This window comes from Micromonospora peucetia (assembly GCF_900091625.1).
Classification (GTDB): domain Bacteria; phylum Actinomycetota; class Actinomycetes; order Mycobacteriales; family Micromonosporaceae; genus Micromonospora; species Micromonospora peucetia.
In genome coordinates, this window is sequence record NZ_FMIC01000002.1 from 2,988,479 (window position 1) to 3,007,131 (window position 18,653).

Genomic DNA, 18,653 nt, shown 5'->3' on the forward strand with positions numbered 1-18,653 from the left:
GCCTGCCTTTCGCTTGCGACTGCGGGGCTCGCTGCGCTCGTTCGCATCCGTCACCGCAGCTTCGGGTCGAAGGCGTCGCGGATCGCGTCGCCGAGCATGATGAACGCCAGTACGGTCAGCGCGAGGAAGACCGACGGGACCAGCAGCGGGGTGGCCGACTCCCGCATGTGCACCCGGCCCGCGTCGATGTCGATGCCCCACGAGATGGTCGGTGCCTTGAGCCCGATGCCGAGGAAGCTCAGCGTCGCCTCGGCGGCGATGAACGAGCCGAGGGCGATGGTCAGCACCACGATCGCGGGGGCCAGCGCGTTGGGCAGGATGTGCCGCAGCATGATCCGGCCGTCGCCGGCGCCGAGCATCCGGGCCGCCGCGACGTAGTCCTGCTCCCTGGCGGTGATCACCGAGGAGCGGACGACGCGGGCGGCGGTGGTCCAGCCGAGGAGCGCCAGCACGAAGATCACCGCGCCGATCCGGACCGCCGGGCTGTCGCTGTTGACCCGCTTGAGCAGCACGATCGCGGCGAGCAGGAGCGGAATGCCGAGCACGATGTCGATCACCCGGGAGAGCACCGCGTCGACCCAGCGGCCGAAGTAGCCGGCCAGCATCCCCACGGTGAGCGCGATCAGGCCGGTGAACAGCGCGGAGAGCGCGCCGACCAGCAGCGACGCGCGAGCGCCGTACACCGCCCGGGAGTACGTGTCGCAGCCCTGGAAGTCGTACCCGAAGATCGCTCCGCCGGACGGGCCGGCGTGCTGGCGGGCCAGCAGGCAGTCGCGCGGGTCGTTCGTGGTGAACAGACCGGGAACGGCGGCCATGGCGGCGACCAGCACGACCAGGATGAGGCTGATCCAGAAGATCGGTTTGCGGCGCAGGTCGCGCCAGGCGTCGCCGGCCAGGCTGCGGGGCTTCTGCGGTACGCCGACCTGGCCCGGTGCGCCCGGCTCACCCGACGGCCCCCGCCGTGCGGCCTGGTTCTCGCTGGCGGCGACGGTCTCGAAGTCACTCATGCCGGCCCCTCGCTTCGCTCTGTGCCGGCACGAAACGCTGCGTTGATGATTCGTTCGCTGCGCTCACTCATGCCCGCACCTCGCTGCGCTCGGCGCCGGCACGAAACACTGCGCTGCCGATTCGTTCGCTGCGCTCACTCATAGCGGATCCTCGGGTCGAGTACGGCGTACAGGACGTCCACCACCAGGTTGGAGACGAGGTAGACCACGACGAGCACGCTGACGATGCCCACCACCAGCGGGCCGTCCTCGGTGCGGATGCCGCGGTAGAGGTTGAAGCCGACACCGGGGATGTTGAACACGCCCTCGGTGATGATCGCGCCGCTCATCAGGTTGCCCAGCTCGACGCCGAGGAAGGTGACCACCGGGATGAGCGAGTTGCGCAGCACGTGGACGCTGACGATCCGCCGTTTCACCAGGCCCTTGGATCGGGCGGTGCGGACGTAGTCGGCGCGCAGGTTCTCGGCCACCGACGTCCGGGTCAGCCGCAGCGCGGTGGCCAGCGAGAGCGAGCCGAGGACGATGCCTGGCAGCAGGAGCGCGTACAGGTCGGGGTCGGCGCCGGCGGTGGGCGGGAAGAGCTGCCACCTGACGCCGAGGAGGTACTGGGCCAGCGGTGCGAGCACGATCGTCGGGATGCCGAGCACCAGCAGGGTCAGCACCAGCGTCGAGTTGTCGAAGATGCTGGCCCGCCGGATCCCGGCGAGCACCCCCGCAGTGACTCCGAAGACGATGGTGACCACCATGGCGATCAGCGCCAGCTTGATCGTGACCGGCCAGGCGGCGGCCAGGATGTCGCTGATCGAGCGTCCGGTGAGGGACTGCCCGAGGTCACCCTGGAGCAGGTTCTTGAGGTAGTCGAAGTAGCGGTAGAAGAAGCCGCCGACGCCGGTCCGGTCGAGGTGGAACTTCTCCGTCAGGTATGCCCGCTGCGCCGCCGTGACCGGGCGTTCGCCGGCGAGCGCCTGGATCGGGTCGCCCTGGCCGGCGAACATCAGCGCGTAGACGATCAGCGTGGTTCCGAAGAACGCGAGGATCATCTGGAGCAGACGCCGAAGGATGAAGCGGAACATACTTGGCAGTCTCTCTGAAAAAGGGCAAAGAAGATGGCGGGTCGGGCCACCGTCCGCCGATGGCCCGACCCGTCATGCCGTGGTTGCTACTTGACGGCCTCGATCTTCAGCAGGTCGATCCGGTCGAAGAGATCCATCTCCACGTTCGTGACCTTGGTCGAGTGGCCGAAGTTGTTCTGGCCGTACCGCAGCGGGATCACCGGCAGGTCCTGCGCCAGCAGGTCCTCCGCCGCCTGGTACTTCTTGATCGCCTCTTCCTCGTTCGCGGCGCTGGAGCCCTCGGCGAGCAACTTGTCGAACTCCGGGTTGCTGTAGCCGTAGTAGTTCGTCGAGCCGTTGCTGCTGTACAGCGGGCCCAGGTAGTTCTCCATGGACGGGTAGTCCATGACCCAGCCCAGCCGGAACATGCCGACCGGCTGCTTGTCCTTGACCTTGGTCAGCAGGTCCGCGAACTTCGGCTCGGCGGTGCCCACGCAGTCCACGCCCAGGTTGCTCTTGAGCTGGTTGCAGGTCGCGTCGATCCAGTCCTTGTGACCGCCGTCGCCGTTGTAGGACAGCTCGATCTTCGCCGGGCCGCCTGCGGCCTGGTACAGCGCCTTGGCCTTGGCCGGGTCGAACTCGCCGGCCTCGCCGATGGTGTTGTCGCGGTAGCCCGCGACGACCGGCGAGACGAACGAGCGGGCCGGCTGCTGCGAGTCCTTGAAGATCGACTTGGTGATCTCGTCCCGGTCGATCGCCATCGAGATGGCCTTGCGCACGTCCGGGTTGCTGAATTCCTTCTCGAAGGTCGGGAAGGCCAGGAACTGGAACGACGAGGCCGGGCTCTGCTTGAACCGGTCGCCGAGGTCGGTGCCGGCCGTCGAGAGGTTCTCGGTCGGGATGGTCTTGATGACGTCCAGGTTGTCCGAGAGCACGTCCGCGTACGCGGCGGTCGGCTGCTGGTAGATCCGGAACTCGACTCCGGCCACCTTCGGCTTCTCGCCGGGGAAGGCGTCGTACTTCTCGACCTCGACCTTGGCGTCGTGCTGCCAGGTGCCCTTCATCTTGAACGGGCCCTGACCGACCGGCGCCTGCTCGTAGCCCTCGGCCAGCACGCCGGGCGCGGAGAACGCGGCCTTCGGCATCGGGTAGAAGGCGGTGTAGCCGAGCATGGTCCTGAACTCGCTGTACGGCTGGGACAGCGTGACGGTGAAGGTCAGGTCGTCGACCTTCTTCAGCCCGGTGAGCGTCTTGGCCTTCGGGGCTTCGCCCTGCATGTCCTCGTAGCCGGCGATCTTCTCGAAGAAGTAGCTGGAGTTCTGGCCGTTCGGGGCGTAGGCGCCGTAGTTCCAGGCGTCGACGTAGTTGTCAGCGACGACCTTCTCGCCGTTGTGGAAGGTGTAGCCGTCCTTCAGCTTGACCGTCCAGGTCGTGTTGTCCTCGGACGTCACCGACTCGGCCGCCACCTCGTACGGCTTGTTGGCCTCGTCGTAGTCGACCAGCGGGCTGAACAGGGCGGAGAGCACCTGTGACCCACTCGTCTCGTTGGTGTTGGTCGGCACCAGGTGCTGCGGCTCGGCGATCTCGATCCGCACGGCCGCGTCGGGGTTGCTCTCGCCGGATCCACCATCGCCGCCCGAGCCGCAGGCCACCAGGCCCAGGGTCACCGCGAGCGGGAGGGCGGTCCAGGCAGCGAGCCTACGAACACGCATACAGCCTCCTCATCTCCTCACGCTGCGCAGTCAGGCCCGGCGCTGGGTTTACTTTGCGCAACGATGGGCAACGGTAGGTCGCCGGTGGGCGATCGACAACGGGCGGGTTGCGAACCGATAACGGAGTCGCCGGGGTGGTCTTGCCCCGCCGGCCCCGTTCTGCTATAGGCTCTGACCGGCGATACTGCCGCTGTAATGCGGAAACTTCCGGGTGTCATGGACGGCACCCGCGATCGCCGTGCCCCTCTGCGTCGTTTCGTGGCGGGCCGGCGTCACCGTCCCCGGATCCGCTCCGGCGTCCAGATCCGGCAGGGTTTTGGCCGCCTGTAGGTAACTCACAGTGATGAACAGCACGTAACTCTTCGTGATCGCTTGGCGGCTGCCGCAGGTCGTCGGATCACCGGCCGTGCACCGTGAGACGATCTGGGCGTGACGGCGACGCTTCTGGACGGCAAGGCGACCGCGGCCGAGATCAAGGACGAGCTGCGGACACGGGTCAAGGCACTGGCCGAACGCGGCATCACCCCCGGGCTGGGCACCGTCCTGGTCGGCGCGGACCCCGGCTCCCAGGCGTACGTCAACGGCAAGCACCGCGACTGCGCGGAGGTGGGCGTCGCCTCGATCCGCCGGGAGCTGCCGGCCGACGCGACCCAGGAGCAGGTCGACGCCGTGCTCGCCGAGCTGAACGCCGACCCGGCGTGCCACGGCTACATCGTCCAGCTGCCACTGCCGGGCCACCTCGACACCCAGCGGGTGCTGGAGCTGATCGACCCCGACAAGGACGCCGACGGCCTGCACCCGGTCAACCTCGGCCGGCTCGTCCTCGGCTACGACGGCCCGCTGCCCTGCACCCCGCGCGGCATCGTCGAGCTGCTCCGCCGGCACGACGTGGCGCTGCGCGGGGCCAAGGTCGCCGTGGTCGGTCGCGGCAACACCGTCGGCCGCCCGCTCGGCCTGCTGCTCACCCGGCGCAGCGAGAACGCCACCGTGACCCTCTGCCACACGGGCACCCTCGACCTGGCCGCACACACCCGGGCCGCCGACATCATCATCGTGGCGGCCGGCGTGCCGGGCCTGCTCACGGCCGACATGGTCGCCCCGGGCGCGGCGGTGGTCGACGTCGGCATCACCCGCGTGATCGGCCCGGACGGCAAGGGTCGCTACACCGGCGACGTCGCCCCGGAGGCGGCAGAGGTGGCCGGCAAGCTGGTGCCCATGCCGGGCGGTGTCGGCCCGATGACCCGGGCGATGCTGCTGACCAACGTCGTGGAGCGGGCCGAGCGCGACTGAGCGCCCGCCGGGCCCCGTCCGGCAGCCGGACGGCGGTGACGTTCGCCCCATCCCGGCGATGGCCGCCGCCCCTGGCCTGTTCGGTGCCAGGATGACTGATACGGTCCGGAAAACCGACTGGTAGCAGGGAGTGGGACGACCATGGGTAAGAAGGTCACTGTCGTCGGGGCCGGCTTCTACGGCTCCACCACCGCGCAGCGCCTGGCCGAGTACGACGTCTTCGACACCGTTGTGATCACCGACATCGTGGAGGGCAAGCCCGCGGGTCTCGCTCTGGACCTCAACCAGTCGCGTGCCATCGAGGGCTTCGAGACCAAGGTGGTCGGCGCGACCACCGGCCCGAACGGCGAGGGCTACGAGGCGATCGAGGGCTCGGACGTCGTGGTGATCACCGCCGGTCTGCCGCGCAAGCCGGGCATGAGCCGGATGGACCTGCTGGCGACGAACGCCAAGATCGTCCGTCAGGTCTCCGAGAACGTCGCCAAGTACGCCCCGAACGCCGTCGTCATCGTCGTGTCCAACCCGCTGGACGAGATGACCGCGCTGGCCCAGCTCGCCACGCAGTTCCCGAAGAACCGGGTGCTCGGCCAGGCCGGCATGCTGGACACCGCCCGGTTCACCAACTTCGTGGCCGAGGCGCTGAGCGTACCGGTGAAGTCGGTGAAGACCCTGACCCTCGGCTCGCACGGCGACACGATGGTGCCGGTGCCGTCGCAGAGCACGGTCGACGGCAAGCCGCTGCGTGAGGCGATGCCGGCCGAGCAGATCGAGGAGCTGGTCGTCAAGACCCGCAACGGCGGCGCCGAGGTGGTCGCGCTGCTGAAGACCGGTTCGGCCTACTACGCGCCGTCCGCCGCCGCCGCCCGGATGGCCAAGGCCGTCGCGGAGGACTCCGGCGAGGTCATGCCGGTCTGCGCGTGGGTCGACGGCGAGTACGGCATCTCCGGCGTCTACCTGGGTGTCGAGGCCGCGATCGGTGCCGAGGGCATCAAGCGGGTCGTCGAGACCGACCTGGACGCCGACGAGCTGGCCAGCCTGAAGGAGGCCGCCGAGGCCGTCCGCGCCAAGCAGGGCGACGTCGCCTCCATGTGATCCGTTCCTCGAAGGGGGCACACCGGTCCGCTGGCGTGCCCCCTTCGACGTCGCCCCGGCCTACAGCGGCACGAACGCCTCGCCCAGGTGCGGGGTGGCGAGCACTGCGGGGCCGCGCGCGGCCAGGTCGCGCAGCAGCGCCACCCGCGAGGCACGCGCCGCGGCGGCGTCCTCCTCGTGGGCGTATGCCAACTCGGGGTCGACCAGTTGCACGGCGTGCACCAGCAGGTCGCCGGTGACCAGTAGCCGTTCGTCGCCGACCTCCAACAGCACCGACTGGTGTCCGGGTGTGTGTCCCGGCGTCGGCAGCAGCCGTACGGTCGGATCGAGCCTTTCCGGGCCGTCGACCACCCGGAGCTGGCCGGCGGCGCGCAACGGCGCGATGAGGCCGGCCGACAGTCCCGGGTTGAGGTGCCCCACGGCGGCCAGTTCGGCCCGCTGGAGCAGGTAGTCGGCATTGGGGAAGTACGGCGTGCCCGGTGAGCCGGTGACCGCCCAACCGATGTGGTCGGTGTGCAGGTGGGTGAGCACCACCGTGCGTACGTCGGCCGGGTCGATGCCGGCGGCGGCGAGTTCGGCCGGCAGCCGGCCGGGCACCGGCGCCCAGCCGGCGGCGGGGGAGTCGGCCGGGCCGATCCCGGCGTCGACCAGGGTCACCGGCCCGTCCCCGGCGCGGATGGCGAAGCTGCGGAACGGCAGCCACCACCGCCCGTCGGCGGTCACCGTGGCCGGATCCCGCAGGTCGGCGGCGCGCCAGTGCTCCGGCGTGGCGTCCGGGAACGCCTCCGCGCGGGGTTGGAAGAACGGCCCCTCGCCGTCGGTGAGCGCGGTGACCGTGATAGACCCGAGGATGCGGCTCAGCGGCATCCGGCGATCATGCCAGTGCTCTCCTGTGCCGCGCACCTCCGTTCGTTCCGGCCCCAACCGAGGCCGGCTGGGGGCTGCCGACCAGTTTCCAGTACGCTCGTACTGCTTGAGCACGTGTCCCCCGAGAGGAGCGCCGGCCGATGGCGAAGATCAAGGTAAACAACCCGGTCGTTGAGCTCGACGGCGACGAGATGACCCGGATCATCTGGAAGCAGATCCGGGAGCAGCTGATCCTGCCCTACCTCGACGTCGACCTGCACTACTACGACCTTTCGATCCAGCACCGCGACGAGACCGACGACCAGGTCACCGTCGACGCCGCCAACGCCATCAAGGAGCACGGCGTCGGCGTCAAGTGCGCGACCATCACCCCGGACGAGGCCCGGGTGGAGGAGTTCGGCCTGAAGAAGATGTGGCGGTCGCCGAACGGCACGATCCGCAACATCCTCGGCGGCGTCGTCTTCCGCGAGCCGATCATCATGTCCAACGTGCCGCGGCTGGTCCCCGGCTGGACCAAGCCGATCATCATCGGCCGGCACGCCCACGGTGACCAGTACAAGGCCACCGACTTCGTCGTCCCGGGCCCGGGCAAGGTCACCGTCACCTACACCCCGGCCGACGGCGGCGCCCCGATGGAGATGGAGGTCGCCAACTTCCCCGGCGGCGGCATCGCCATGGGCATGTACAACTACGACGAGTCGATCCGGGACTTCGCCCGCGCCTCGTTCCGTTACGGCCTGGACCGCAACTACCCGGTCTACCTGTCCACCAAGAACACCATCCTCAAGGCGTACGACGGCCGGTTCAAGGACATCTTCGCCGAGGTGTTCGAGAACGAGTTCAAGGCCGAGTTCGATGCCGTCGGCATCACCTACGAGCACCGGCTGATCGACGACATGGTCGCCGCCGCGCTCAAGTGGGAGGGCGGCTACGTCTGGGCCTGCAAGAACTACGACGGTGACGTGCAGTCCGACACCGTCGCGCAGGGCTTCGGCTCGCTGGGCCTGATGACCTCGGTGCTGCTCTCCCCGGACGGCCGTACCGTCGAGGCCGAGGCCGCGCACGGCACGGTCACCCGGCACTACCGGCAGTGGCAGAAGGGCGAGAAGACCTCGACCAACCCGATCGCGTCGATCTACGCCTGGACCCGGGGCCTGGCCCACCGGGGCAAGCTGGACGACACCCCGGCGGTCACCGAGTTCGCCAACATTCTGGAGCAGGTCATCGTCGACACCGTCGAGGGCGGCCAGATGACCAAGGACCTCTCGCTGCTCATCTCGCGGGACGCCCCGTGGCTGACCACCGACGAGTTCATGAACGCGCTGGACGAGAACCTGGCGCGCAGGCTCTCCGCCTGATCCTCCACGCGCCCCTCGGGCGGCACTCCAGTGGTGCTGCCGCCGTGTCACACCGGAGCCCGCCGGCATCCCGCCGGCGGGCTCCGCCGTTCCCGCCTTCCGTCGGCCGGTCCGTCGGCAACGGCCGGAGCGGGGAGTCGAGGGCTGGTGACCGGCGTGTCGTGGGATGACACGCCGATTGCGTCACCTACCTCGGCGCGCCTCGTTGACCTGGGTGGACGAGATGCCAGTCGCGTCCAGGAAGGTTGACCGCGATCGCCTCGCGGTAAGCGTGCCGATCAGCCAGCCTTCCCGGCTGTCGCGCACAGCCAGCCGTTCCTTCCCTGCGGGGGGCCCTGTCCCGGGCCCCCCGCGCCCTGTCTCCACACTTCATCCGCCACCGGCTACCTTTCACGCGGTGCGGAGGAGTTCGGCGGCACGCTCGGGGGCGATGTCGTTGATGAAGACGCCCATCCCGGACTCCGAGCCCGCCAGGTACTTCAGCTTGTCCTTCGCGCGCCGGATGCTGAACAGTTGCAGGTACAGGTGGCCCAGTTCGCGGTCGACGCGTACCGGCGCCTGGTGCCAGGCGGCGATGTAGGGCATCGGCAGGTCGAACAGCCCGTCGAAACGGCGTAGCAGGTCCAGGTAGAGCGGCCCGAAGGCGTCCCGCTCGGCGTCGTCGAGCGCGGGGATGTCCGGCACCGGCCGGTGCGGGGCCACGTGCACCTCGAACGGCCAGCGGGCCGCCGCCGGGACGTACGCCGTCCAGTGTTCGTTGCCGGCGACCACCCGGTCGCCGGTGGCCCGCTCGGCGGTGAGCACGTCGGCGTAGAGGTTGCGCCCACCGGTGCGTTCCGCGTGCCGGCGGGAGGCGGCCAGCAGCGCCCGGGTCCGCGGGGTCACGAAGGGGTACGCGTAGATCTGACCGTGCGGGTGGTGCAGGGTCACGCCGATCTCCACGCCCCGGTTCTCGAAGCAGAACACCTGCTCCACCCCGGGTAGCTCGCCGAGCACCGCCGTGCGGTCGGCGAGCGCGTCGAGGACGGTGCGCACCCGACGCGGCGGGAGGGAGGAGAAGGAGGCGTGGTGGTCGTCGGTGAAGCAGACCACCTCGCAACGGCCCCGGCCGGGCAGGACCGGGGTGAACGGGGTGATCTCGGCTGGCTCGTCGGCCACCCGGCCGCTCAGCGCGGGGAACCGGTTCTCGAAGACGGCGACGTCGTAGTCGGGCGCCGGAATCTCGCTCTGCCGACCTTCGGTGCTGGGGCAGAGCGGGCACTGGTCGGCCGGTGGAAGGAAGGTGCGGGTCTGCCGGTGCACGGCGACGGCCACCCACTCGTCGGTCAGCGGGTCGAGGCGCAGCTGTGACGCGGGCGGCGGCGGGGGCAGCTCGCGCCGGTCCGGCTGGTCCCGGACGGCGTCGTCCCGCTCGTCGAAGTAGATCAGCTCCCGGCCGTCGGCCAGCGCCATCGCGGTGCGCTTCACCTCGCCATCCCCTCACCTGTCGTCGTGGCCATCCGTGCCGAGCCCGTCGCGGGCACGATCACCAGCTCACCCACCCGGTCGTCGAGCGCCCGCCGCGCTCGGCGGGCAGCCGGTCGTCGGTGACCAGTACGTGGGCGGCGGAAAGCTCAACGATCGAGGAGATGGCGACGCCGCGATCAGATGGACCCGAGGCGGGGCTCGACCCATCCCGTCTCGGTCAGATGGTGCAGGACGGACTCGACCGCCTCGTCGATCGTCAGGTCGCTGGTGTCGACGACCAGGTCGGCGTCGGTCGGCTCCTCGTAGGGGTCGTCGATGCCGGTCATCCCGGTGAGCAGGCCGGCCCGGGCCCGCGCGTAGAGGCCCTTGCGGTCGCGCTGCTCGCAGACCTCCAGCGGGGTCGCCACGTGCACCAGCAGGAAGCCCGCGCCGGCGGTCAGCGCCATCTCCCGGGCCGTCGCGCGGGCCTGGGCGTACGGGGCGATCGGGCAGCAGATGCCGACACCGTGGTGCCGGGCGATCTCGGCCGCCACCCAGCCGATCCGCCGCACGTTGAGGTCCCGGTCGGCCTTGCTGAAGCCCAGGCCGGCGGAGAGTTCGCGGCGCACCACGTCCCCGTCGAGCAGCGTGATCGTCCGGTCGCCCTGCTCGCGCAGCACGTCCGCCAGGCCCCGGGCGATCGTCGACTTGCCGGAGCCGGAGAGCCCGGTCAGGAAGATCACCAGGCCCCGGTGCCGTCGCGGCGGCCGGGCCCGGGCCAGCTCCTTCGCCACCGCCGGCGGGGTGTGCCACTCGGGCAGCGGGAAGCCCCGGTCCAGCAGGTCGTCGATCTCCGGCTGGGTCAGCGCCAGGCGCCGGTTACGCGGCGGAATGTCCTCCCGCCAGCGCCACTGCCCGTCGCGGTTGTCGTAGGCCAGCTCGCGCGGCACCAGCACCCGCAGGCCGGCGCCGGAGAGCATCTCGCCGGTGGAGAGCAGGTGCGTGACGCCGTACGCCGCCGACACCCGGGCCCGCAGCAGCGCGTCGCTGATCTCGTCGCGCCGACGGGACAGCGGCACGGCGACGAGCGTGACCGGCGGCATCCGGTCCCGGGCGGCGAAGACGCTGCGCACCAGCGCCTCCGGGGGCAACCCGCCGAGGCCGTCCTCGCCGACCGGGATCATGACCAGCAGGTGGGCGCCGAGCGTGCGGACCGCGTGGGCGATCTGGGCGAGCTGCGGCCGGTGCAGCGGCCGGTCGGCGACCACTCCGAGCACCCGACCGGACGGCAGCAGCGGGCGTACCTCCTCGGGGGTGCGGCGCAGCCGCTGGAACGGACCGTGGCCGCCGTCGCCGAGCCGGCGGACCGTGCCCCCGACGCCGGCCACCCCGTCGCGGACCTGCCACGCGTCGGCGACCTCCAGCGCCGCGACCGGCGCGCCCTCCCCGTCGGTGAGCACCAGGGTGCGGCGGGCCTCGTCGCGCGGGTCGAGGCCCTGGGCGAGCGCGGTGGGCACCTGGAGGGTCACCGGCACCGGCCACGGCGAACCGTCGGCGAGCCGGCTCCGGCGGCTCACCGAGACCAGATCGGCGCGGGTCATGAAGCCGGCCAGCGGGGTGTACGCCCCGGTCAGCAGCAGCTCCAGGTCGGCCAGCTCGCCAGGGCGCGGCGTGTACGCCGGCGCGTCCCGGAGCACCTCGTCGGGCAGCACCCAGCCGTTGCTCATCCATCCCCCAAACCCCACTGGCCGGCACACAGTTTCTCAGCCGGTCGGCGATCGGTCGAGAGCGCCACTCCACCGGGCGAAACGTGCCGGGCCGGCGAGGCCGCCCGTCAGGGCCGGACCCTAGGGGACGCGGGCTGCCAGGATCAGGGGAGCGCCCGGGGCGAGCCGCTGCCCACGGCGGGTGTCAGCTCCCTACGCTGTAGGACGTGACACTGATCGCGACCGAGTCGCTGACCAAGACGTACGGGGGTGGGGTCACCGCGCTGGCCGACCTGACCGTCGCGGTCGAGCCGGGGATCATCGGGTTGGTCGGCGCGAACGGCGCCGGCAAGTCGACCCTGATCAAGATCCTGCTCGGCCTCCTCGCCCCGACCAGCGGCCGGGTCCGGGTGCTCGGCCTCGACCCGACCACCGCCTCGGCCCAGGTCCGCGCCCGGGTCGGCTACATGCCCGAGCACGACGCCCTGCCACCGGACCTGTCCGCCGCCGAGCTGGTCACCCACCTCGGCCGGGTCAGCGGCCTGCCGCGTACGGTCGCCCGGGAGCGGGCCTCCGAGGCGCTGCGGCACGTGGGACTCTACGAGGAGCGCTACCGCCCGGTCGGCGGCTACTCCACCGGCATGAAGCAGCGGGTCAAGCTCGCCCAGGCCCTGGTGCACGACCCCGACCTGCTGCTGCTCGACGAGCCGACCAACGGCCTCGACCCGGCCGGCCGGGACGCCATGCTGGCGCTGGTGCACCGGATCGGCACCGAGTTCGGCATCTCCGTGCTGGTCTGTTCGCACCTGCTGGGCGAGGTGGAGCGGATCTGCGACACCCTCGTCGCCATCGACGGCGGGCGGCTGCTGCGCGCCGACCACATCTCCGCCATGACCTCGGCCATCGACGTGCTCGCCGTCGAGGTCAGCGAGGGCACGGAGGAGTTGGCCGCGCGGCTGGCCGCGCTCGACCTGCCGGTCCGTCGGGACGGCCGGCTGCTGCTCGTCGAGCTCGCCGACGACGCCACCTACGACCTGATCCTCGGCGCGGTCGCCGAGCTGGACCTGCCCCTGCACCGGCTGGACCAGCGCCGGCACCGGGTGGCCGAACTCTTCGCCACGAGGGAGCCCAGCCATGCCTGAGCCGACCGGCGTCATCCACGACATCGGCTACCAGCGCTACACCGGCCCCCGGCTGGGCCGCCGGCACGTCTTCGGCGCGCTCTACCTGCACGGCCTGCGGACGGCGTTCGGGCTGGGCCGCAGCGCGAAGGCCAAGATCTTCCCCTGGCTGGTGGTCGGCATCGTCACCGTGGTGGCCGCCGCCGTCACCGCGGTGCGCAGCCAGGTCGGCGAGGTGGTGATGACCTACGCCCAGTTCGCCGACAACATGAGCTGGCTGGTCATCTTCTTCGTCGCGGTGGTCGCGCCCGAGTTGGTCTCCCGCGACCTGCTCAGCGGGGTGCTGCCGCTCTACTTCTCCCGGCCGCTGCCCCGGTCGGACTACCCGCTGGCCAAGCTGCTGGCGCTGGCGACCGCGCTCTGGCTGTTGCTCGGCGGGCCGCAACTGGTGATGTTCCTGGGCGCCGCCTTCACCACCGGCAACGGCATGCGCGGGGTCTGGAACGAGCTGCTCGACCTGCTGCCGGGCCTGCTCTACGCCGGGCTCTGGGCGGTGGTCTTCGCCTCGGTCGGGCTGCTGGTCGCCTCCTGCACCGGCAAGCGGGCGTTCGCCGCCGGTGGGATCGTGGCCGTGTTCCTGATGACCACGCCGATCGTCGGCACCCTGTCGATCATGCCGTCCACGGCGGTCAACGAACTGGCCTTCCTCGCCTCGCCGTCGACACTGGTGGGCGGCGTGGGCACCTGGGCGCTCGGTGACCTGCTGGTGCCCGAGGGCCAGGGCGGCGGAGTGCCGATCGGCGACTTCGGTCCCGTCTACGCGGTCGCCGCCGTGCTGCTCGTGGCCGGCTGCGTCGCCCTGCTGCTGCTGCGATACCGGAAGGTGGCCGCCCGATGACCACGATCAGCGCCAACCAGACGGCGGCGACACCGACCGCCACCAGCACCCTCGACCTCGCCGGCGTCTCCCGCTGGTACGGCAACGTGGTGGCGGTCAACGACGTCAGCATGAGCCTCGGCCCCGGGGTCACCGGCCTGCTCGGCCCGAACGGCGCGGGCAAGACCACCCTGCTGCACATGATGGCGGGCTTCCTGGCCCCGTCGCGCGGTGCGGTGAGCCTGGACGGCCGGCCCACCTGGCGCAATCCCGACGTCTACCGCCGGCTCGGCCTGGTCAGCGAGCGGGAGGCGGTGCACACCTTCCTCACCGCGCACGAGTTCGTGCTGGCCAGCGCGAAGCTGCACCGGCTGCCGGACCCGGCGGAGGCGGCCCGAAAGGCCATCGCCCTGGTGGAGATGGAGGGCGCGCAGGACCGCCGGATCGGCACCTACTCCAAAGGCATGCGGCAGCGTGCCCGGGTGGCGGCGGCGCTGGTGCACGAGCCGCAGGTGCTGCTGCTCGACGAGCCGTTCAACGGGATGGACCCGCGCCAGCGGCTGCACATGATGGAGCTGCTGCACCGCCTCGGCGACGCCGGCCGCACCATCCTGTTCAGCTCGCACATCCTGGAGGAGGTCGAGCAGGTCTCCGGCACCGTCCAGGTGATGGTCGCCGGCCGGCTGGCCGCCTCCGGCGACTTCCGCACCATCCGCCGGCTGATGACCAACCGGCCGCACGTCTTCGCCGTGCACTCCACCGACGACCGGGCGCTCGCCGTGGCGCTGATGGCCGAGGCGTCGGTGACCGGGGTCGAGCTGGGCCGCACCGGGTTGACCGTGCGGGCCGGCGACTACGGCGCGTTCACCCGCGTCCTGCCGAAGATCGCCCTGGCGGAGGGCATCCGGGTGCGGCAACTGGTGCCCGAGGACGAGTCCCTGGAGAGCGTCTTCTCCTACCTGGTGGAGGCCTGAACACATGTCTACCGTTTCCTGGATCACCGTGCGGGGGCTGTTCGGGCGTCGCCGGTTCCTGCTGCTGTTGCCGCTGCCCGTGGTGTTGGTGCTGCTCGCCGTCCTCTCCCGCGCGCTCGGGGTGGATCCGGGCGAGTGGGGCCCGCCGGTGCTGGTCGGCCTCGGCCTGGCCGTGGTGCTCCCGGTGGTCGCCCTGATCGTCGGCACCGGCGTGCTGGGGGCCGAGATCGACGACGGCACGATCGTGCACGTCCTGACCAAGCCGCTGCCGCGCTGGCAGATCGTGCTGCCCAAGTTGGCCGTGGCCGCCGGCGTCACCGCCGTCACCGTCGCCGTGCCGCTCTACGTCGCGGGCGTGCTGGCTGATTCCGTACGCCTCGGCCTGGCGCTCGCCGCCGCGTCGGCGGTCGGCGCGCTGGCGTACTCGGCGCTGTTCGTGGCGCTCAGCCTGGTCACCCGGCGGCCGGTGCTGCTCGGCCTGGTCTATGTGCTGATCTGGGAGGGGCTGCTCGGCAACGTGGTCAGCGGCACCCAGGTGCTCTCCGTCCAGCAGTACGTGATCACCCTCGCCGACCGGCTCGCCCCCACCGGGCTGCTGGAGACCAGCGTCTCGGTGCCGGTGGCCGCGGTGATGGCCGCGGTGATCAGCGTAGGGTTCACCGCGCTGGCCATCGACCGGCTCCGTTCGTACAGCGTGGCCGGCGAGACGAGCTGACCTCGCAGGCCACGGCCGTCCGGGCAGCCCGACCCCCGATGGTAGGGCTGCCCGGATGGACCGGGCCGGGCGGCTGGGCGAGGCTGACTGCGTGAGCACGGAGACGGGGCTGGTGATGTCGCGGGAGCCCTATCCGGGTGCCGGCCGGCACTGGATGATCAGCCTGGCGGTCGCCGGGCTGGCTGCGGCGGCCACCACGACGGCCGCCCAGTCCACCGGGCACTTCCACTGGTGGGCGAGTTTCGTGCTGATCCCGGGCGCGCTGATCGCCGCCACCGGCGGGCCGCTGCTGGCCAGGGGCGGCGGGCGCGCCTTCGCCGGTTACGTGGTCGCCTGCCTCGGCGCGCTGGTGTTCGCGGTCGGGGCGCTGCTGATGTTCGGCGCGTTCGGGCGGGGCTGGCCCCTGATGGTCATCCTGCCGTGCCTGGCGGTCGCCGGCACCTACCGCTGGCGGCTGGTCCACCCGCTGGCCCGGGGGCTGCACCGGGCCATCGCCCTGCTGGCGCTGGACGGCGCCCTGCTGCTCGGCGGGACCCTCCAACTGACCCGCGTCGGCCTGGTCGACGTGGGAGGCGCCCCGATGTGGGGCGCCTTCCTGATGCTGGCCGGGGTGATCGTGCTGGGCAACGCGGTGGAGCTGACCCGGCACCGGATGCCGTACCGCCTCCAGGCCATCACTTTGCTGGCCGGTCCCGCCGTCGTCGCCTTCCTCCTCGGCCTGCGCCTGCTGCGCGGCTGGTGACCCGCCGCCGGCAGCCGGGGCGGCGGGTCGGGCGCCTCAGAAGGCGCAGGCGATCACGAGTTCCGGGGTCCGGTCGGGGAGCAGGTCCAGTTTGGCGATGCGGCCGGCGGCCCGGAGGTCGTCGCCGATCACCGTGAGCTGCTCCAGCAGGGCCGCCGGGCCGAGCGCCTCAGCCAGCGGCACCTCCGCCTTCATCGACAGTTTCCGCTCCGACTTGGCCCGGCGCACCTGGCCGAGCGCGTCGGCGGCCAGCCGCAGCAGCGCCGGCTCGCCGGCCCCCTGGATCGCCCGGTCCACCTCGTACGTGGTCGGCCAGGGCGCGCGGTGCACCGAGCCGTACCGCCACCACGACCACACCTCCTCGGTCGCGTACGGCAGCACCGGGGCGAACAGCCGCAGCTGCGCCGAGAGCGCGTTGGCCAGCGCCGCCCGGGCGGAGTCCGCCCCCGGCCCGGAACCGTAGGCGCGTTCCTTCACCAGCTCGATGTAGTCGTCGCAGAACCGCCAGAAGAAGCCCTCGGCGACCTGCAACGCGGCCGTGTGGTCGTACGCCTCCAGCGCGGACGTCGCGGCGGCGACCACGCCGGAGAGTTCGGCGAGCATGGCGCGGTCCAGCGGCTCGGTCGCCGGGGCGCGCAACGCGTCGGCGGCGCCCAGCCCGAGGGCGAACCTCGACGCGTTCAGCAGCTTGGTGGCCAACCGTCGGCCGACCTTGATCTGGGCCGGGTCGAAGGCGAGATCCATGCCCGGCCTGCCGTTCGCCGCCCAGTACCGGACCGCGTCGGAGCCGTGCTGCTCCAGCAGGGCCATCGGGGTGACCACGTTCCCCTTGGACTTGGACATCTTCTTCCGGTCGGGGTCGAGGATCCAGCCGGAGAGCACCGTGTCCCGCCAGGGCAGGACGCCGTGCTCCAGGTGTGAGCGGACCACCGTGGAGAACAGCCAGGTGCGGATGATCTCCTGCCCCTGCGGGCGCAGGTCCATCGGGAAGACCTGGGCGAACAGCTCCGGGTCGGTCTCCCACCCGCTGGCGATCTGTGGGGTCAGCGACGAGGTGGCCCAGGTGTCGAGCACGTCCGGGTCGCCGACGAAGCCACCCGGCCGGCCCCGCTGCGACTCCTCGAAACCCGGCGGGGCGTCGCTGGAGGGATCGATCGGCAGCGCGGACTCCGCCGGCGTGAGAGGGTGGGACCAGTCCGGCTCGCCAGCGTCGTCGAGCCGGTACCAGACCGGCACCGGCACCCCGAAGAAGCGCTGCCGGCTGACCAGCCAGTCACCGGTCAGGCCGCCCACCCAGTGCGCGTAGCGGTGCCGCATGTGCTCCGGCACCCAGTGCAGCTCCCCGCCCCGGGCCAGCAGTTCGTCGCGCAGGCCCGCGTCGCGTCCGCCGTTGCGCAGATACCACTGCCGGGTCGAGACGATCTCCAGCGGCCGGTCGCCGCGCTCGTAGAACTTCACCGGGTGGCTGATCGGCCGCGGCTCGCCGACCAGGTCGCCGGAGTCGGCCAGCAACTCCACCAGCGTCCGCCGGGCACCGTTGACGGTCTGCCCGGCCAGTGCCGCGTACGGCTGCCCCGGCACGCCGGCCGGCGGCTCGGACAGCATCCGGCCGTCGCGGCCGATCACCACGCGGGTGCTCAGTTGGAGATCCCGCCACCAGGTCACGTCGGTCAGGTCGCCGAACGTGCAGACCATCGCGGTGCCGGTGCCCTTGGCCGGGTCCGCCAGCGGGTGCGCCCGCACTGGCACCGGCACCCCGAAGACCGGTGTACGCACGGTGTCGCCGACCAGGTCGGCGTACCGCTCGTCGTCGGGGTGGCAGACCAGCGCCACGCAGGCCGGCAGCAGCTCCGGGCGGGTGGTGTCGACGAGCACCTCGCGCCCGCCCGGCCCGGCGAACCGCAGCCGGTGGTACGCCCCGGGCCGCTCCCGGTCCTCCAGCTCCGCCTGGGCGACGGCGGTGGCGAAGCCGACGTCCCAGAGCGTCGGGGCCTGCGCCTGGTACGCCTCGCCCCGGGCCAGATTCCGCAGGAACGCCCGCTGCGACGTCGCCCGGGCCACCCGGCCGATGGTGGTGTACGTCAGCGACCAGTCCACGGAGAGCCCGAGCCGCCGCCAGAGCGCCTCGAAGACCTGCTCGTCGTCGGCGGTCAGCCGCTCGCAGAGCTCGATGAAGTTGCGCCGGGAGACCGGGGTCGGGTCCCTGCGGGCCGCCTCGCTCACAGGAGTCTCCGGGGCCCGCCGGTCCGGGTCGTACGGCAGCGTCGGATCGCAGCGCACGCCGTACACGTTCTGCACCCGGCGCTCGGTGGGCAGGCCGTTGTCGTCCCAGCCCATCGGGTAGAAGACGGTCCGACCGCGCATCCGCTGGAACCGGGCCACCACGTCGGTGTGCGTGTACGAGAAGACGTGTCCCATGTGCAGTTCGCCGGATACGGTCGGCGGCGGGGTGTCGATCGCGTACACGTCGGACCTGCGGCCATTCCGGCTCGGCGCGTCTGACGCCGCGCTGCGACCCGGAACGGTCGGCTTCGCCCGGCCGAACGCGTACGTGCCCTCCTCCTGCCAACGACGCGCCCAGGTCTCCTCGAGCCCGTCCAGGGTCGGACGCTCGGGGATGCCGGCGCGGGCCGTCCTCTCCGTATCGGTCATCCGTCGATCGTAGGCAGCGGCCGACGGCCGGACCACGGGTTA

16 protein-coding genes are annotated in these 18,653 nt (G+C 71.6%); 8 read left to right on the forward strand and 8 right to left on the reverse strand.

All coding sequences use genetic code 11. The features are described 5' to 3' along the window. Positions 1 to 50: 50 nt before the first annotated feature. The 4 genes from GA0070608_RS14075 to GA0070608_RS33025 all read right to left on the reverse strand — a co-directional run bounded on the left by GA0070608_RS14075 (position 51) and on the right by GA0070608_RS33025 (position 4,125). Entirely contained in the window at positions 51 to 1,007 is a 957-nt protein-coding gene (locus tag GA0070608_RS14075) for an ABC transporter permease (RefSeq protein ID WP_091627993.1), read from the reverse strand. A 134-nt stretch (positions 1,008 to 1,141) separates the two neighbouring features. Continuing rightward, on the reverse strand, positions 1,142 to 2,080 hold the full coding sequence (locus tag GA0070608_RS14080; RefSeq protein ID WP_091627995.1) for an ABC transporter permease: 939 nt from the start codon (positions 2,078 to 2,080) through the stop codon (positions 1,142 to 1,144). Between the two features lie 86 nt (positions 2,081 to 2,166). Then, positions 2,167 to 3,771, reverse strand: coding sequence for a peptide ABC transporter substrate-binding protein (locus GA0070608_RS14085; RefSeq protein ID WP_091627997.1), 1,605 nt, complete (start codon positions 3,769 to 3,771; stop codon positions 2,167 to 2,169). Positions 3,772 to 3,933: 162 nt separating this feature from the next. Continuing rightward, positions 3,934 to 4,125, reverse strand: coding sequence for a hypothetical protein (locus GA0070608_RS33025; protein ID WP_091628000.1), 192 nt, complete (start codon positions 4,123 to 4,125; stop codon positions 3,934 to 3,936). 75 nt (positions 4,126 to 4,200) lie between these two features. On the opposite strand from GA0070608_RS33025, the gene GA0070608_RS14095 reads away from it, so the two are divergent. Continuing rightward, the gene (locus tag GA0070608_RS14095; protein ID WP_091628003.1) at positions 4,201 to 5,061 is read left to right on the forward strand and encodes a bifunctional methylenetetrahydrofolate dehydrogenase/methenyltetrahydrofolate cyclohydrolase; all 861 of its coding nucleotides are present in this window, start codon (positions 4,201 to 4,203) and stop codon (positions 5,059 to 5,061) included. Between the two features lie 141 nt (positions 5,062 to 5,202). Continuing rightward, positions 5,203 to 6,153 carry a malate dehydrogenase gene (gene mdh, locus GA0070608_RS14100; RefSeq protein ID WP_091628006.1) on the forward strand — a complete coding sequence of 317 codons (951 nt, stop codon included), beginning with the start codon at positions 5,203 to 5,205 and terminating at the stop codon, positions 6,151 to 6,153. A 60-nt stretch (positions 6,154 to 6,213) separates the two neighbouring features. Here mdh and GA0070608_RS14105 read toward each other — a convergent pair whose 3' ends face one another. Further along, positions 6,214 to 7,020 (reverse strand): MBL fold metallo-hydrolase, encoded by an 807-nt coding sequence (locus tag GA0070608_RS14105; RefSeq protein WP_091628008.1) that lies wholly within the window; start codon positions 7,018 to 7,020, stop codon positions 6,214 to 6,216. A gap of 140 nt (positions 7,021 to 7,160) precedes the next feature. On the opposite strand from GA0070608_RS14105, the gene GA0070608_RS14110 reads away from it, so the two are divergent. Further along, a complete protein-coding gene (locus tag GA0070608_RS14110; RefSeq protein WP_091628010.1) occupies positions 7,161 to 8,378 on the forward strand; it encodes an NADP-dependent isocitrate dehydrogenase in 1,218 nt (405 codons plus the stop codon). A gap of 390 nt (positions 8,379 to 8,768) precedes the next feature. Here the strand turns inward: GA0070608_RS14110 and galT are convergent, their stop codons facing one another. Both galT and cysC read right to left on the reverse strand, forming a co-directional pair. Next, entirely contained in the window at positions 8,769 to 9,845 is a 1,077-nt protein-coding gene (gene galT, locus GA0070608_RS14115; protein ID WP_091628012.1) for a galactose-1-phosphate uridylyltransferase, read from the reverse strand. Between the two features lie 176 nt (positions 9,846 to 10,021). After that, positions 10,022 to 11,551, reverse strand: a complete 1,530-nt coding sequence (gene cysC / locus GA0070608_RS14120; RefSeq protein ID WP_091628014.1) for an adenylyl-sulfate kinase — start codon at positions 11,549 to 11,551, stop codon at positions 10,022 to 10,024. A gap of 206 nt (positions 11,552 to 11,757) precedes the next feature. On the opposite strand from cysC, the gene GA0070608_RS14125 reads away from it, so the two are divergent. The 5 genes from GA0070608_RS14125 (at position 11,758) to GA0070608_RS14145 (ending at position 15,959) form a co-directional block, all read left to right on the forward strand. Continuing rightward, positions 11,758 to 12,672, forward strand: coding sequence for an ABC transporter ATP-binding protein (locus GA0070608_RS14125; protein WP_091628016.1), 915 nt, complete (start codon positions 11,758 to 11,760; stop codon positions 12,670 to 12,672). Further along, the gene (locus GA0070608_RS14130; RefSeq protein WP_091628018.1) at positions 12,665 to 13,549 is read left to right on the forward strand and encodes an ABC transporter permease; all 885 of its coding nucleotides are present in this window, start codon (positions 12,665 to 12,667) and stop codon (positions 13,547 to 13,549) included. The genes GA0070608_RS14125 and GA0070608_RS14130 overlap by 8 nt, the downstream gene beginning before the upstream one ends. After that, positions 13,546 to 14,502 carry an ABC transporter ATP-binding protein gene (locus GA0070608_RS14135; protein WP_091628021.1) on the forward strand — a complete coding sequence of 319 codons (957 nt, stop codon included), beginning with the start codon at positions 13,546 to 13,548 and terminating at the stop codon, positions 14,500 to 14,502. The genes GA0070608_RS14130 and GA0070608_RS14135 overlap by 4 nt, the downstream gene beginning before the upstream one ends. A 4-nt stretch (positions 14,503 to 14,506) precedes the next feature. After that, positions 14,507 to 15,217, forward strand: coding sequence for an ABC transporter permease subunit (locus GA0070608_RS14140; protein WP_091628024.1), 711 nt, complete (start codon positions 14,507 to 14,509; stop codon positions 15,215 to 15,217). 91 nt (positions 15,218 to 15,308) lie between these two features. After that, positions 15,309 to 15,959: a hypothetical protein gene (locus GA0070608_RS14145; protein WP_245715785.1), complete on the forward strand. Its 651-nt coding sequence runs from the start codon at positions 15,309 to 15,311 to the stop codon at positions 15,957 to 15,959. A 36-nt stretch (positions 15,960 to 15,995) separates the two neighbouring features. Here GA0070608_RS14145 and valS read toward each other — a convergent pair whose 3' ends face one another. Further along, positions 15,996 to 18,611: a valine--tRNA ligase gene (gene valS / locus GA0070608_RS14150; protein WP_091628026.1), complete on the reverse strand. Its 2,616-nt coding sequence runs from the start codon at positions 18,609 to 18,611 to the stop codon at positions 15,996 to 15,998. Between the last annotated feature and the right edge of the window lie 42 nt (positions 18,612 to 18,653).